A 16544-nucleotide genomic window follows, 5' to 3' on the forward strand; every position below is an offset into this window, starting at 1 on the left:
AGAAGAAAAAAGAGGTGAGAAGAAAGTGTATCAACCATCTTTCTTCTCACCTCTTTCTTATTATCTCACCTCTCTTGTCTTTTCTCTTTATTCTCCTTTTACCTTACCGCCCATCAGCGCAACGCATAGGCCCATGCCGGCGATGATGGTGAACGAAAGCCGCAGGCTCGACCAACCCGCCACAAAACCGATTACCGGCGGACCAATCAGGAAGCCCAGAAAACCAATGGTTGAAACCGCAGCCAAAGCCACGCCCGGCGACATGACCGTTGACTTTCCGGCTGCGCTGTACACCAGCGGCACCACCGACGACACACCAAAACCCACGAGGAAAAAGCCGAGGATCGCCGTGCCCAGATACGGTAAAGCAACCGACGTCAGCAAACCGGCGGCAATCAGCACACCGCTCACTTGCAGCGTCCGCTTCAGGCCGTAGCGGGTCGCAAACCAGTCGGCAATGAAACGGCCCATTGCCATGGTGCTCATGAATGCCGTGTACCCAGCGCCAACCATTGATTTGTTAGCCATCACCACTTTTTTGAAATAAATACCGCTCCAGTCAAACATAGCGCCTTCGCAGATCATGGCACAGAAAGCAATAATGCCCAGCGTCAACAGCGTTTTATCCGGTTTGGCAAAAATGGGCTGATCGCCGTTGGTATTAACGTCTTCGGGCAAAATATACCGGGAAGCAACGGCCAGCAGCGCCAGTGCGAGAAACAAAACGGCCGCAAAATGCTGATACGGAACAATACCCGCGCCAATCATGAACGCTCCGAGCATGGCTCCGGCAAAACCCGCCAGACTCCACAGCCCGTGAAACGACGCCATCACCGGCCGATTGTACATGGCCTCAACCCCCACGGCCTGCGTGTTGATGGAAATGTTCGCCATGTTACCAAACAGCCCGAACATGAACAGACAGCCCATCAGTTGCGGGGTGCTTTGCGCCAACCCCAGGGTCAGCAAGGTGATTGCGTAAAGGCCAACCGCCAGCGTAGCGACTTTACGGCTCCCGATTTTGGCTGTCAGCCAGCCCGCAATCGGGAGCGACAACATCAGACCAGCCGGAAGAGCCAGCAGAACTCCGCCCAATGCCGCATCCGACAAGCCCAGCGTCTGCTGAATGCTTGGAATCCGGGACGCCCAGCTGGCAAACGACAACCCTTGCAGGAAGAACATAGTGCCCACAGCCATCCGGCGTACACTACGCGTGGAGAGTGATGGCGAGGGAAGTTGAAAAACTGTAAAATTCATTCTAGGAAAAAGTCAATATTTCAGGTTGTATTCAGATTTCGTTTAACGAATAACGGCGGCAAAAATAGCTTTATTTTACAGCACTTAAAAGCATTTTTCTGCAACCACATAATCAAAACTCTCTCAATTAAGTTCTTTGATTTAGTCAATTCTAAAACGTTTCGTATCTGTTACAGAAAATGTACAAAAAGCTTGTCAATTACCCTCGCGAGTCCAGCGGACTTGGGGTAAGTACTAGCAGCATTTTTTAGAGCCTGATGCATTTATGACTACCTGTTGCACGAGTTTTTCGGGTAGCTTTGCCGCATGAAGTCTCTGATTTGCTTGTTGATGAGCGTCCACCTGCTTTTTTTATCCGTTTGGCCCTGCGCCGACGGATGCCTGAAGGTGCGCGCCGACAAACAGGCAACAGCGACGCTTGCCAGCGACGACCACCAGCACGACGACGGCAATCCCGGCGCCGATCTGTGCTCTCCCTTTTGCGGGTGCGCCTGCTGCGGTACGGTGCTCGAACCCGGCCCGGATTTTCAGTTTGCCTTTGCGGTCTTTTCGTTTGCTTCTCCCCGGTACACAACTTCAGTACCAACCTTACCAACTGCCCCACTTTCTTTCTGGCAGCCGCCCCAGCTCGGCTGAGATAGGATACGTGCGCCCAATCGGTTCTGTGCAACCGGGTTGCATTGCCCGCCCCCGATGGCGGGTGTAAATCGCTTTCTTATCTTCTATTTTTCTCTACGGTATGCTGGATTCCATCATCCGATTTTCCATTCAGAACAAACTCATTATTGGCCTGTTGACGTTGGGGCTGGTGATCTGGGGCGGTTATTCGCTCAGCCGGTTGCCCATCGACGCCGTGCCCGACATCACCAATAACCAGGTTCAGATCATCACCCGATCACCCGCGCTGGCGGCTCCCGAGGTTGAGCGGCTGATTACCTTTCCGATTGAGCAAACCATGGCGACCATTCCCGAAATCGCCGAGATTCGCTCGTTCTCCCGTTTTGGGCTGTCGGTCGTGACCATCGTTTTTGGGGAAACAACCGATCTGTACTGGGCGCGCCAGCAGATCAGTGAACGGCTTTCGTCGGCCCGCAGCCAGATTCCGGCAGGAACCGGCGAACCCGAAATGGCTCCGTTGACAACCGGGCTGGGCGAAATCTACCAGTATGTCATTTACGCCAAACCGGGTTACACCGATAAGTATCCCCCAACCGAACTGCGCACCTTGCAGGATTGGGTGGTTCGGCGGCAGTTGCTGGGAACGCCCGGCGTGGCTGACGTCAGCAGCTTCGGCGGTTTGCTGAAACAGTATGAAATTGCCATCGACCCCGACCGGCTGCGTTCGTACGGCCTGAGCATCGGCGATTTGTTCACGGCATTGTCCCGCAACAACCAGAACACCGGGGGCGCTTACATTGACAAAAAACCGAATGCCTACTTCATCCGCTCGGAAGGACTCGTTGACAGTCTGGCCGACATCGGCCGGATCGTCATTCGCCGGACACCGGGCGGAGTGCCGGTTCTAATCCGCGACGTGGCCAGCGTGCAATACGGTTCGGCCAACCGTTACGGCGCCCTGACCCGCAACGGACAGGGGGAAGCCGTGGGCGCGCTGGTGCTGATGCTGAAAGGAGAAAACGCCAACCAGGTCATCGAACGGGTCAAAAACCGGATGGAGCAGATTCGCAAAACGCTGCCCGAAGGGGTTGATATCCACGCATTTCTGGACCGGAGCAAGTTGGTGGGCCGGGCCATTCATACCGTTACCCGCAACCTGATCGAGGGGGCGCTGATCGTCATTTTCGTACTCATTCTGTTTCTGGGCAACTGGCGGGCCGGGCTGATCGTCGCGTCGGTGATTCCGCTGTCGATGCTATTTGCTGTTGGCATGATGCAGGTGTTCGGCGTATCGGGCAACCTCATGAGTCTGGGCGCGATCGACTTCGGCCTGATTGTCGACGGTGCCGTCATCATCGTCGAAGCGACTGTTCACCACCTGGGTTTACGTAAAATAAGTCGGTTGACGCAGGCACAGATGGACGAGGAAGTCTTTGAATCGGCCAGCCGGATTCGCACCTCGGCGGCTTTCGGCGAGCTCATTATTCTCATTGTTTATCTGCCCATCCTTGCCCTGTCGGGAATTGAAGGCAAGATGTTTGGGCCGATGGCGCAGGTCGTCGGGTTCGCCATCGCCGGTGCGTTCATCCTCTCGCTGACGTATGTACCGATGATGTCGGCGCTGATGCTGAATAAACAGACGACAGCCCAACGGACCATTTCCGACCGGCTAATGGACTTTTTTCTCCGCCTGTACGAACCCGTCATTCAGGTTGTTATGCGTCGGAAAACCGTGGTACTGGCCGTAGCGACTTTGCTATTGCTGGGCGTGGGCTGGCTGTTTACAACGCTCGGGGGTGAATTTATTCCGACGCTCGACGAAGGAGATTTCGCCGTGGAAACCCGCGTTCTGACCGGTTCGTCGCTGAGCCAGACGATCGAGAAAACCACGCAGGCCGAGCGGATTCTGCTGCAAAAATTTCCGGAAGTCAAAGAGGTGATCAGCAAAATTGGCGCGGGCGAAATCCCCACCGACCCGATGCCCATCGAAGCCGCCGACATGATGGTCATCCTGAAACCCCGCTCGGAATGGACCACCGCGTCGGATCGCGAGGAGCTGGCCGGAAAAATGACCGAAGCCCTGGAAGCCATACCGGGCGTGACGTTCGGATTTCAGCAACCGATTCAAATGCGTTTTAACGAACTGATTTCAGGAGCAAAACAGGATGTAGCCGTGAAAGTATTCGGGGAAGATCTGAACGAGCTAACCCGGCTTTCAAAACGCATCAGTGGCCTGATCAGCAGTGTCGAGGGAGCCACCGATTTATACGTGGAGCAGGTGCAGGGCCTCCCCCAGATTGTGGTGAAATTAGACCGTGAAGCCCTGGCGCGCTACGGCCTGTCGGTCGAAGACGTTAACCGAACCATCAGCACGGCTTTTGCCGGAGAAAGCGCGGGCCTGGTTTACGAAGGAGAGCGCCGGTTTGACCTGGTGGTTCGGCTGGCGGGCGAAAACCGGCGGAACATCAACGACGTGCAGGCTCTGACCGTTGCCAGCGCCGACGGGCCGCCCATTCCACTCTCGGAAATTGCGGTGGTTGAACTGGTGCCCGGACCCAACCAGATTCAGCGCGAAGATGCCAAACGCCGGCTCACCATCGGTTTCAACGTGCGCGGCCGCGATGTGGAAAGCGTCGTCACCGAACTCCACCGCAAAATAGGTCAGCAAATCCAGTTCCCGACTGGGTATTACGTAACCTACGGCGGGCAGTTCGAGAACCTGGTTGAAGCCCAGCAACGGCTCCAGGTGGCGGTTCCGGTGGCGCTGGGGCTTATCTTTCTGCTGCTTTTTCTGACATTCCACTCCCTGCGCCAGGCATTGCTTATTTTCTCGGCCATTCCGCTGGCGGCCATTGGGGGCGTGTTGGCCCTGTGGATGCGCGGGATGCCGTTCAGCATCTCGGCGGCCGTCGGTTTCATTGCGCTGTTCGGGGTGGCCGTTCTGAACGGTATTGTCTTGCTGGCCGAATTCAACGACCAGCGACGCAACGGCATCACCGACCTCCAACAGGCGATTTTCCGGGGAACCCGCATCCGGCTCCGGCCCGTGCTCATGACGGCCACCGTGGCTTCCCTTGGCTTTTTACCAATGGCGCTGTCCAACACCGCCGGGACGGAAGTGCAAAAACCGTTGGCAACGGTCGTTATCGGCGGCCTGGTGACAGCGACGTTACTTACCTTGCTGGTGTTACCGGTTTTGTATTTTCTGGTGGAAAAACGATTTGGCAAACGAGATACCTCGCTGCTGCCCAACGCCAAAACCGTTGCGGCTGGCGGCTGGCCGGTCATTGGCCTTCTGACGCTGGGACTCGGTGCGGTTTCGACCAACGGCCACGCGCAGGTCCAAACCGTGCGAAATCCGTTTTCGCTGGAACAGGCGCTGAATCAAACCTTTCAGCACAATCCGCAGGTACGGGTTTCCACGCTGAACCAGGATTACCAGCAGGCGTTGAGTGGTACGGCAAAAGCCATTGATAAAACCGACATCGTAGTAACGGCGGGTCAATACAACAGCCGCTACGTCGATCAGTCGCTGCAAATCGGGCAACGACTGCCCGCGCCCGGGCTACTTCGCAATCAGAAGGCGCTGGCGGACGCCCGGATTGCCGGTGCCCAAGCCGAAAGCCGCGTCACCCGGCAGGAATTGACTTTTCAGGTAAAAGCCGCTTATTACGAACTGGTTTACCGGCGAACGCTCCACCGGGAACTAACTCGGCAGGACAGCTTGCTGAGCGCCGTCGTTCGGGCTGCGGGGGTTCGGCGACGCACGGGCGAAGGGTCACTGCTGGAGCAGACAGCCGCCGAGGTCGAAGCCCGGCAACTCCGGATGACGATGATTCAGAACCGGGCCGATCAGCAAATTGAGTCCCGGCGGCTGCAAACGCTGTTCGGAACTGATCAACTACCGGAAATTGCGGATTCGGTACTGACGGCCCGGGCGCTTCGTTTGCCGGATTCGGCGGCATTGACCCAGAACCCCGAACTCGCCCTGCTGCGCCAGCAGATCGAAATTGCCCGGCGCGAAACCGACGTGGAGCGGTCCCGGCTGAAACCCGATTACTCGATCAACGTGGTCAACCAGTCGCTGCGGGGGATTCAGACCATCAACGGAAATGACCGGTTTTACACGGGCGTTGATCGGTTTACGTATGGGCAGGTGGGTATTTCAATTCCGCTTGTCGCCAAACCGTTGCGGGCGCGGGTTCGGGCGGCCGAGTTGGGCCAGCAGCGCACCGAAGCGCAGTGGGCGGCCCGTTGGCGCAACTTGGAAGGAGCGTTTGCGGAACTCCTGCAAACCCACAAAAAAAACCGCGAGACGCTGACCTATTACGAGGAATCCGCCCTGCCGCAAGCCGCGCTGATCCGGCAACAGGCCGACCGAGCCTACCGCGCCGGGGAGATTGGATACATCGAACTGTTCCAGAACCTGCGAACGGCGAGCACCATTCAGACGGGTTACCTGGCCGCCCTGAACGCCCTGAATCAGACCATCATCAACCTTGAATACCTCCTGGGAAGTACCGAACCATGAAAAACATTCTGAAAATCAATCTCTTTCTCCTACTGCTAACCGTCCTTGGTTTCTCGGCCTGTAACCGGCAAACGGATACCGAGGCTCACGCCGACGGGCATCCCGAACAAGGAGAAGACCATACCGACGAGCACGAGGAACACGCCGAAGGGCTGGTCGAACTGACCGACGAGCAGTTCAAAACCGTTGGTATCCGGCTCGGTAGCCCGGAGGAGCGGACGCTTAGCAACCTCATTCGGGTCAACGGAATGATCAACGTGCCCCCCCAGCAGAAAGTGTCGGTTTCGACGCCCTACGGCGGCATCCTGACGTCCACCCCCCTGCTTCCGGGTCAGGCCGTCAAACAGGGGCAGTTGCTGGCAATGCTCGAAAATCCGGAGTTTATCCGGTTGCAGCAGGAATACCTGGAAACCACCAGCCAACTCGAATTTCAGGAACAGGAATACGAACGCCAGCGCGAACTGAGCCGCGAAAACGTCGGAACGCTCAAAACCTTTCAGCAGGCCACATCGCAGGTCAAAATTCTGCGCTCCCGGGCCGAAGGACTGCGGCAGCAACTGGCCCTGCTGGGGGTGTCGATGGGCGAGTTGGCGAAAGGAAAAATAACGCGCACCGTCGCCGTCCGGTCGCCCATTACGGGCACGGTGACCGAAGTGAACGTAAACCGGGGCCGGTTCGTCAACGCCAATGATATTTTGTTTGAATTGATCAATACCGCCGGCCTTTATGCTGAATTAACGGTTTTTGAGGGCGATATTGCCAACGTACAGGTCGGGCAGCGGGTGCAGCTTTCGGTGATCGGCGAAAACGGCGGGCCCAGGAATCGGGAACGCATTGCGCGGATCCGGTACATCAACCGAGAAACCGGGACCGACCGGACCGTAAAGGTGTTTGCCGCGCTGGAAAAACCGGATGCCGCGCTCCGGCCGGGCACATTTTTGAAGGCCCTGATCGAAACGCAGTCGGCTCCGCAACCGGCTTTACCGGAAAGTGCGGTCATAAAAGCGGGAACGGTTTCGCAGGTTTTTGTTTATGAAGGAAGAGAAGAACACGAAGGCGCGGTTCACCACCAGTTTCGGCCCGTGGCAGTACAGGCTGGCGTGGCGGAAAACGGTTTTCAGGCCGTCACCTTACCCGCAACGGTCCGGAAAGGCGCTCAGGTGGTGGTGGCCGGAGCCTACGACCTGCATTCTGTCTTGAACAACTCGGAAGAAGCGGGCGGTCACGTTCATTAACGAATTATTTTCATGTTATTTAATCTGCTTGTTGGTAGTATTTTGCTCGGAGCCGTGCACGCGGCCATTCCGAATCACTGGCTTCCGGTGGCCCTCATCGGGCGAAGCGAAAGCTGGACCCTGCGCGAAACGCTGGGCGTGGCGGCTCTGAGCGGCTTTTTTCATACGCTTAGCACCGTCGTTCTGGGCGTTTTGATTGGCGCCATCGGCGTCGAACTGTCGGAGCGGCTGGAAGACCAGACCCGCTGGATTGCGTCGCTGATCCTGATTTTCATGGGGCTGGTGTATTTCGCGGTCCATAATCCGCACGGCGCCCACGAACACGTTCCGAAAGGGTTATCGGGCCGGTCGAAACGCACCATCATTGGCACCCTAGCCGTTGCGATGCTGCTTTCGCCCTGTCTGGAAATCGAGACGTTTTTCTTTACCGCCGGAACGCTGGGCTGGCCCGCCATTACCACGCTGAGCATTGCCTACACCATTGTCACGATTGGCTGCATGGTCGGACTGACGGCTCTGTCGTTCCGGGGGCTGGCAAAATTGCACTGGCACTGGCTCGAGCACCACGAAAAACAGATCACCGGTGGTATTCTGATTGCCCTCGGCATCCTCAACTTTTTTATCGAACTGTAAACGATATGGCAACCCATCACCATCATTCCCACGACGACGGCCCTGATCATGATCACGACCACGGTGCGCTGGACCTGGTCGAAACCGAATCCAACGCGGCCGAAAACGCGGGTTCGGGCCACGCCCATTCCGCCTGGGAAGGTTTCCGGGAATACATGCCGGTGGTAATCAGTCTGGTGTTACTGCTGGGCGGTATTTTGCTGGACCACTACGCCGGCTGGTTTCGTGATCCGTGGCGGTTTGGCTGGTACCTGGCGGCATACTGGCCCGTCGGCTGGCCGGTGCTGCGCCGAGCCATCATGAACATCCTTAAGGGCGACATTTTTACCGAGTTTTTCCTGATGGGCGTCGCAACCGTCGGTGCCTTTGCCATCCGTGAATACCCCGAAGGGGTAGCCGTCATGTTATTTTATACCATCGGCGAACTGTTTCAGGATGCTGCGGTGCTGCGGGCACGTCGTTCCATCAAAGCCCTGCTCGACGTGCGGCCCGATACCGTGACGGTCCTGCGCGACGGAAAAGCCGTTTTGACTAAAGCCGCTCAGGTGACGATTGGAGAAGTCATTCAGATTAAGCCGGGTGAAAAAGTGGGACTGGACGGCAAGATGCAGTCCGAAACCGGCTCGTTCGATACGGCAGCCCTGACCGGCGAGAGCGTTCCGCGCACCATTACCAAAGGCGAAGACGTACTGGCGGGGATGATCAACCGGCAAACGCTGGCCGAAATGGAGGTGACGACGCGCTACCAGGATTCCAAGCTGTCGCGCATTCTGAAACTGGTGCAGGAAGCCACCGGCCGCAAGGCCCAGACGCAGGAGTTCATTGCCCGTTTTGCAAAAATCTACACCCCGATTATCTGCGCACTGGCGGTTTTGATCACGGTCGTTCCGTACTTTCTGGTTGCGGATTACCGCTTTCAGGACTGGCTGTATCGCGGCCTGGTTTTCCTGGTGATCGGCTGCCCATGCGCGCTGGTGATCTCCATTCCGCTGGGCTATTTTGGCGGAATTGGTGCGGGGTCGCGGCAGGGAATTCTGTTCAAGGGCTCGGTTTTTCTGGACCTGATTACGCAGGTCAAAACCGTGGTGATGGACAAAACCGGCACGCTGACGCAGGGGATTTTCAAGGTGCAGGAGGTACAAGCGAACGGTAGTTCGGAGCAGGAATTAATCCGGCTAACGGCAGCTCTGGAAAGCAAATCAACGCACCCGGTAGCCACGGCGATTCTCGCTTACGCCCAATCCGGTGCAACAATGCCGCTAGTGGAAAACGTGGAGGAAATCCCCGGTCACGGCTTAAAAGGAACCGTCGACGGAAAAACCGTGCTGGCCGGGAACGCCAAACTGCTCCGAAAATTCAACGTTTCGTTTGACGAGAGCCTGACCTCCATTCCGTTTACGGTGGTGATAGTGGCCATCGACGGGCAATTTGCCGGGTATTTCACGATTGCCGACCAGGCGAAGGACGATGCCGCCGACACGGTAAAGCAACTGCACCGCATGGGGCTGAAAACCGTCATGCTGTCGGGCGACAAATCGGCGGTGGTGCAGGCCGTGGCCCAGCAAGTGGGCGTCGATGAAGCCGTTGGCGATTTGCTGCCGGAAGATAAAGTTCGGGAAGTGGAACGGCTGAAGCAGGCGCTGACGGGTAATTCAAAGCAAAAACTGGCTTTTGTGGGCGACGGTGTGAACGATGCGCCGGTGGTGGCGCTGGCCGACGTGGGCATCGCGATGGGCGGACTCGGTTCCGACGCAACGATTGAAACCGCCGACGTGGTGATTCAAACAGACCAGCCCTCGAAGATTGCCACGGCGATTAAAATCGGGAAAGCGACGCGGCAGATCGTCTGGCAGAACATCACGCTTTCGCTGGTCGTCAAGGCCATTGTGCTGCTGCTGGGCGCGGGTGGCGTGGCTACGATGTGGGAAGCGGTTTTTGCCGATGTGGGCGTTGCTTTGCTGGCAATCCTGAACGCTGTGCGGGTCCAGAATCTGAAATTTTAACACCCATGGCAACTTTTTTTGCAACGCCGGCCGAGTTTCGGCAATGGCTGGAAGAAAATCATAGCACCGAGAAGGAACTGGTGGTGGGTTTCTACAAAGTGGGCTCCGGCAAGCCGAGCATGACATGGCCGCAGTCGGTCGATGAAGCTCTGTGTTTCGGCTGGATCGACGGTATTCGCAAATCCATCGACGACACCAGCTACCAAATCCGGTTTACCCCCCGCAAAGCCAAAAGCATCTGGAGTGCCGTCAACATCAAACGCATCGGTGAACTCATGGAGCAGGGGCTGGTCCGGTCCGCTGGTTTAACAATTTTTCAGGAGCGGGATTTAAAAAGGGCCGGCTTGTATACCCACGAGCAAACCGACTGGCAACTGAGTGCAGAGTTCGAAGCCCGGTTGAAAGCAAATGAACCGGCGTGGCAGTTCTTCCAGAAACAGGTTCCGTCGTACCAAAAATCAGCGATCCACTGGGTGATGGGTGCCAAACAGGAAACTACCCGACAGAAACGGTTAGCCGACCTCATCGAAGACTCCGCCAACAGCCGGAAAGTCGCCCCATTCCGGCGCAACGGCGAGTAAGGGCGGGTTTGAATTAACCCGTAGAATGGTTAACATGGGTGGCCAATGCTCCAATTTGCCCGCAAATGGCCGTATTCATGGAAACTCTTGTACTTCTCACAGCTCGAACCAACCGCTTGATCCGACACCTGCCGAAGCTAACGCTTGCGGTCCTTCTTCTTTTTACAATACCGTATTCTTTTGGGCAAAAAACCGAAGCCAAACTGGCGTTTACGGTAACGATGGAAGACCCCGCTTCGCAGCTTTACCACGTCATATTTCGGTGCGAAGGGTTGAAGGGCGAGACGCTGAATTTTAAGATGCCGGTCTGGACGCCGGGTTACTACCAGTTGATGAATTATGCCAAATCGGTGGAGAACTTCCGGGCCACCGACGGCTCCGGCAACGCGTTGAAATGGGAGAAAACCGCCAACAGCCGCTGGACGGTGCATCCCAGGCAGGCCGGAACCGTAACGCTGACGTACGACATCCGGGCCACCCGCAACTTTGTAGCCGGAAATTTCCTGGACGAAAGCCACGGCTACATCTCCCCGGCGGGCGTGTTTCTGCACCCTGAAGGACAACTGAAGCATCCAGTTACCGTTACCTTGAAACCCTATACAAAGTGGCCCCAGCTCATTGCGACGGGCTTGGATTCGGTGGGCGGACAGCCGCAGACGTACGTTGCCCCCAACTACGACATTTTGTACGACAGTCCGATGCTGATGGGCAAGCTGGAACAACTGCCGTCGTTTGAGGTTAACGGTATTCCGCATCACTTCATCGGTTATAACCTGGGGCCGTTCGACCGGGCGCAGTTTATCGCGGACCTAAAAAAGATTGTTGCAGGGTCGGCGGCCGTCATTGGTGATATTCCGTACAAGCATTACACGTTTATTGCCATTGGTCCGGGCGGGGGCGGCATCGAGCATTTGAACTCCACGTCCATCAGTTTCAGCGGAGAACAGTTGAATACGCGGGCGGGCCGAAACCGGATGTACAACTTTCTGGCGCACGAGTATTTCCACCATTACAACGTCAAGCGCATCCGGCCCGTTGAACTGGGGCCGTTCAATTACGATCAGGAAAACCGTACCCGAATGCTCTGGGTTTCGGAGGGTTTTACGGTTTATTATCCGTACCTGATCTTGAAAAAAGCGGGTTTGATGACGGAGGAGGAAGTATTCAGTGGCTTGCAGAGCAATATCGCCAGCTACGAAAACAAACCGGGTCACCGGTTTCAGTCGGCGACGCAGGCCAGCTTCGAAACGTGGGAAGACGGACCGTTTGGCCGGACCGGCGACGAAGCTTACAAAACGATTTCGTACTACAGCAAAGGGCCGGTTCTGGGCGCGATGCTCGACTTTAAGATCCGGCACGAAAGCCAGAATAAGAAGTCGCTGGATGATGTGATGCGGGCGCTTTACCGGACGTATTACCAAAAGCAGCAACGCGGTTTTACCGAAAAAGAATTCTGGGCCGAATGCGAAAAAGCCGCCGGAACTAAACTGACTGAGCTCGCCGATTACGCGGCCACCACGAAGGAGATTGATTATCCGAACTACTTCGCCTACGCCGGTTTAGCCATTGACACCACGTCCAGCGAATTGCCGGGTGTCTGGCTGGGCATTTCTTTCCGCGAAAAAGGCGACAGTTTGCTGGTCACGGAAACCGAATGGCAGTCCCCCGCCTGGAACGCCGGACTTCGGAACGGCGCGGTGATTTTGGCTATCGACGGTCAGAAAGCAACGGTTGATGCACTAAGCGCCATCAGCAAAAACAAAAAACTGGGTGATTCGGTCAGGCTGCTGGTGTGGCAAAACGGTCAGCAAAAGGAAACGACGGCGGTAGTACGTAAAAAATCCGAACGCAATTTCCGAATCAGCCGCCTTCCCAACCCCAACCCGCTCCAGTCCGCCATCCTAAAAAGCTGGCTATAAACCGCAACCCCTTTGGGGTTAATCCCGGATAGCCTCCGGGGCTATCCGGGTATGTCAAGCGCGTTTCATGGCAACCCGGTAGAGGATGACGGCCAGCCCCAGAAACGACAGCGCACCCAGAAGCTGGTAACCGCCCGCACCGAGTGCCCCTTCCAGCGCCGGTTCCAGCGTCAACCCGGCCAGAAAATTGTAGATGGATTCGTTGACAGAAAGCAGGGCCACGAATACCCCGGCCAGTGCCCCACCGGCCACCAAACCGGTTGAGAACAGGCTGCCCCGTCCCAGATCGGCGTCTTCCTCAACGATGCCTTTCCGCTTGAAATTCCAGTCGACCAGCGCTTTCACACAGCCACCAGCGAAGATTGGCAGGGTTGTCGAAAGAGGTAGGTACAGGCCAACGGCAAAGGCCAGCGCACTAACCCCGCAAATTTCGACAACAAACGACATAAAAGCGCCCACCAGTACAAACTGCCAGTCGAGGTTAAACGACAGCAGCCCTTTGATCAGGGTAGCCATCAGCGTTCCCTGCGGAGCCGGAAACCGGTCGCTGCCGATGGCGTGGGTAATGCCCTGCGCGACGAGATCGGGGGTGGGCGTATCCAGGATTTTAACCGTGGCCCCGACCGCCAGCGATGAAACAATCACCCCGATGAATAGGGCCATTTGCTGGTATTTGGGCGTTGCGCCGACCAGAAAACCGGTTTTCAAATCCTGCGAGGTACCGCCCGCGTTGGCCGCTGCGATGCAGATCATGCCACCCACCACCAGCACTGCCGGTTCGTAAATTTTGCCCGTCAGGCCAACTCCGATGAATACCAAGGCCGTGCCCATGATGGTGGCAATGGTCATGCCCGAAACCGGCGACGAACTGGAACCGATCAGCCCGACAATCCGGCTGGCGACGGTCACAAAGAAAAAGCCAAACACGACGACCAGTATGGCAATCAGCAGCTTGGTCAGAATGGAATCGCCGGGAATTTGCGGAAGAATGACCATCAAAACCGCCAGGGCAATGCTACCGAAAATGACGACCCGCACCGACAAATCCTGCTCCGTCCGCCGAACCTGCGCGCCTTCCGCGGCCACATCCACTTTTTTGAAGCTGTCGCGGAACGAGGAAACGATGGTCGGGATGGTTTTGAGCAGCGTCATGAAACCGCCCGCCGTAACCGCCCCCGCGCCGATTTGCCGGATGTAGGCCCGGTAGATGGCGGCCGCCGTGTCGCTAAATGTGTGCGATGCCGGATTCCAGCCGCCGGGTCCGCCCGCCGTTTGCAAATTGGTCAAATAGCCAAGTTTGATCAGTTGTAGCGCAATGGTATCGCCCGGCACTAGTGTTGCCAGCAACGGAATCAGGGCCAGCCACGCCAGAATACCGCCCCCGACCAACACCGCCGAAATCCGAAACCCGATGATGTAGCCAACGCCCAGGTACTCCGGCGTAATCTCGCCCGATACCTGCGCCGACGGGAAATACCGGTTTGCCTGCTGGGTAGCCCAGGTAGGCGCTTCGGCAATGACGTGCAGAATCTTCTGGAAAATCGCATACAGCAAGGCCACGCCCAACCCCCGGTAGGCCATCTTGGCAAAATCACCGCCCCGCTCGCCCGCAATCAGCACCGAGCCGCAGGCCGTTCCTTCGGGATAGGGTAGCTTGCCGTGTTCTTCCACGATGAGCGCCCGTCGCAGCGGAATCATCATGAGCGTACCGAGCAGCCCGCCCAGAATCGCCAGCGTCAGAATGGTCCAGTAATTGAAAAAGTCCTCGCCAACCCCGTCGGTCAGGAACAGGAAACCGGGCAGGGTAAAAACTACCCCGGACGCGATGGATTCGCCCGCCGAGCCGGTGGTCTGGATAATGTTGTTTTCGAGGATGGTCGTCTTCAGGAATTTCCGCCCGAGCGAAATGGCCAGGACCGCAATGGGAATGGACGCCGAAACGGACAGCCCGGCTTTCAGCGACAGATAAACCGTGGCAGCTCCGAACAAGACCCCAAACAAAGCCCCCGTGATGACGGCTTTGAGCGTAAATTCGGCGGTTGACTGGTTATCGGGAATGTAAGGTCTGAACTCGGTAGACGGTCTGGTTTCCATGGGCAGGGGTCAGGATTTTCGCGAAAGATAATCAAATGCGATCTTGTTCAACCACCCGATGCCGCTTCCGCCGGAAAAACCGGGGAAAATGAGTTTCGGGCCAGCCGTTTATTCGTCTCCTCCCAATACCGACCACACCATGTCGCTTTCGTAGCCTTTTCCGATGGCGAAGCGCACCAGTTTCTGCTTCATGACCAGCGGACTCTCGCCCTGCAGGCTGCGCTTCTTTTTCTCGAGCAAATCGACCAGCGTCTGGCGGTAGTCGTCGGGTTCAATTTCTTTCATGGCCTGATCGAGGTTATAGCCGGTGATGCCGCGCTGCTTCAGGTGCTGCTTGATTTTGTGTTTGCCCCAGCGTTTCACCCGGAATTTGCTACCCGCGAACGTTTTGGCAAACCGCTCTTCATTCAGGTAGTTCTGTTCGATTAGCCAAACGATGATTTCCTCGGCCTCGTCGCCGTACACATCCCATTCGTTCAGCCGTTCACGAACTTCCCGCTGCGTGCGTTCCTGATAGGCGCAAAACGAAGCCGCCCGGCGCAGAATATCTTTTGATTGCTCGGTCATTTTCTAGAGGTGGAAGGTTAGACAAGAGACAAGAGAGATGGGACAAAAGATCAGAAAACCGGTTTCTTTTTTCATCTGTCTAACCTCTCTTATCTTACATCTCCTATCTATTAATAACAAAAAACGGCCGAAGATAGCTCCGGCCGTTGTGTCCTTATAATTCAAAATTACCAGGTTCGTTTGCTCATCACCTTGTCCAGTTCGGCGCGGGTCATGGTGCCAAGTTCGGGGTGCTGACCGAGCCATTTCAGGAACTCGACTTTGATTTCGTCGGTCCACTGGCTGTCGATCTGGCCCGTGGTGTAGCGGGCCGATTTGACCATTTCAAAACCGAACTGGTCTTTGCGGGTCACAAATTCGCAGGTTGCCACAACCTGTTCGGCTAGGTGCGCCGGTACGAACAAGACACCTTCCCGCTGGGCAATCACCAGGTCGCCGGGCAGCACCATTGTGTTTCCCATCCGGATCGGTGAATTCAGGCCCATCAGGACCATTTCTTCCAGAAACGACGGGTGAAAATCGCGCACGTACGCGTTGAAGCCTTTGATATTCTGCAGCTCCTGCAAATCGCGGGCGGCCCCGTTGAACACGACCCCGTTGCCGGTTTTGCTGAAAATGGCATTGCCTAAAGTGGCGCCCACGAGCGTACCTCCGCCAATTTTCCCGAAACCGTCGGCCACATACACGTCGCCTTTCGTCAACGTTTCAATCGGCCAGGTGTTGGTGTTGCCCTTGCGGCCCTGCTTGCTGATGCCCCGGTCTTTGATGTTTTTCTCCACATCCGGCCGGCTGGGCATAAACATTGCCGTAACGGCCCGGCCCACCACCGCCACATCGTCGTGGATAAACTTCCAGCCGCCTTCGAATTGATTCAGGTATCCTTCATTTTTCAAAACCGTCCAGGCATCATCAAGACCAATCTTTTTAGCCCGTTCGATCAGCGCATCCGGAATTTTGGGGCGCCCGTCGGGGAAGCGTTCGCCCTTCCATTCGGACGTTAAAAAGACTAGTTCCTCTTTCGGAAGGGTTTGCGCAACAGCAGAAAAACCAGTAAGCAGAACCGCAAAGAAGGATACGAAACGAGCAATTCGGTAGTTCATAGTGGG

General features: G+C 56.4%; 11 protein-coding genes. 7 read left to right on the plus strand and 4 right to left on the minus strand.

What is annotated here, in order from left to right; genetic code table 11:
* Positions 1–87: 87 nt before the first annotated feature.
* Positions 88–1257 carry an MFS transporter gene (locus OQ371_RS06130; RefSeq protein ID WP_265992902.1) on the minus strand — a complete coding sequence of 390 codons (1170 nt, stop codon included), beginning with the start codon at positions 1255–1257 and terminating at the stop codon, positions 88–90.
* Positions 1258–1563: 306 nt separating this feature from the next.
* Between OQ371_RS06130 and OQ371_RS06135 the strand changes: the two genes are divergently transcribed.
* The 7 genes from OQ371_RS06135 (at position 1564) to OQ371_RS06165 (ending at position 12777) form a co-directional block, all read left to right on the plus strand.
* Positions 1564–1893 (plus strand): DUF6660 family protein, encoded by a 330-nt coding sequence (locus OQ371_RS06135; RefSeq protein ID WP_265992903.1) that lies wholly within the window; start codon positions 1564–1566, stop codon positions 1891–1893.
* Between the two features lie 103 nt (positions 1894–1996).
* Complete coding sequence (locus OQ371_RS06140; protein WP_265992904.1) at positions 1997–6406, plus strand: CusA/CzcA family heavy metal efflux RND transporter; 4410 nt, start codon at positions 1997–1999, stop codon at positions 6404–6406.
* Positions 6403–7641 (plus strand): efflux RND transporter periplasmic adaptor subunit, encoded by a 1239-nt coding sequence (locus tag OQ371_RS06145; protein ID WP_265992905.1) that lies wholly within the window; start codon positions 6403–6405, stop codon positions 7639–7641. Before OQ371_RS06140 ends, OQ371_RS06145 begins: the two co-directional genes overlap by 4 nt.
* Before the next feature lie 12 nt (positions 7642–7653).
* Positions 7654–8274, plus strand: a complete 621-nt coding sequence (locus OQ371_RS06150; RefSeq protein WP_265992906.1) for a hypothetical protein — start codon at positions 7654–7656, stop codon at positions 8272–8274.
* 5 nt (positions 8275–8279) lie between these two features.
* On the plus strand, positions 8280–10277 hold the full coding sequence (locus OQ371_RS06155; protein ID WP_265992907.1) for a heavy metal translocating P-type ATPase: 1998 nt from the start codon (positions 8280–8282) through the stop codon (positions 10275–10277).
* 5 nt (positions 10278–10282) lie between these two features.
* Positions 10283–10858, plus strand: coding sequence for a YdeI/OmpD-associated family protein (locus OQ371_RS06160; RefSeq protein WP_265992908.1), 576 nt, complete (start codon positions 10283–10285; stop codon positions 10856–10858).
* 77 nt (positions 10859–10935) lie between these two features.
* Positions 10936–12777, plus strand: a complete 1842-nt coding sequence (locus OQ371_RS06165) for a M61 family metallopeptidase (RefSeq protein WP_265992909.1) — start codon at positions 10936–10938, stop codon at positions 12775–12777.
* 54 nt (positions 12778–12831) lie between these two features.
* Here the strand turns inward: OQ371_RS06165 and OQ371_RS06170 are convergent, their stop codons facing one another.
* The 3 genes from OQ371_RS06170 to OQ371_RS06180 form a co-directional block, all read right to left on the minus strand.
* The gene (locus OQ371_RS06170; RefSeq protein ID WP_265992910.1) at positions 12832–14871 is read right to left on the minus strand and encodes an OPT family oligopeptide transporter; all 2040 of its coding nucleotides are present in this window, start codon (positions 14869–14871) and stop codon (positions 12832–12834) included.
* A 108-nt stretch (positions 14872–14979) separates the two neighbouring features.
* The gene (locus OQ371_RS06175) at positions 14980–15438 is read right to left on the minus strand and encodes a regulatory protein RecX (RefSeq protein WP_265992911.1); all 459 of its coding nucleotides are present in this window, start codon (positions 15436–15438) and stop codon (positions 14980–14982) included.
* A gap of 167 nt (positions 15439–15605) precedes the next feature.
* The gene (locus OQ371_RS06180) at positions 15606–16538 is read right to left on the minus strand and encodes an RraA family protein (protein WP_265992912.1); all 933 of its coding nucleotides are present in this window, start codon (positions 16536–16538) and stop codon (positions 15606–15608) included.
* Positions 16539–16544: the final 6 nt, after the last annotated feature.

Origin of the sequence: Larkinella insperata (genome assembly GCF_026248825.1) — a bacterium.
GTDB classification, from domain to species: domain Bacteria; phylum Bacteroidota; class Bacteroidia; order Cytophagales; family Spirosomataceae; genus Larkinella; species Larkinella insperata.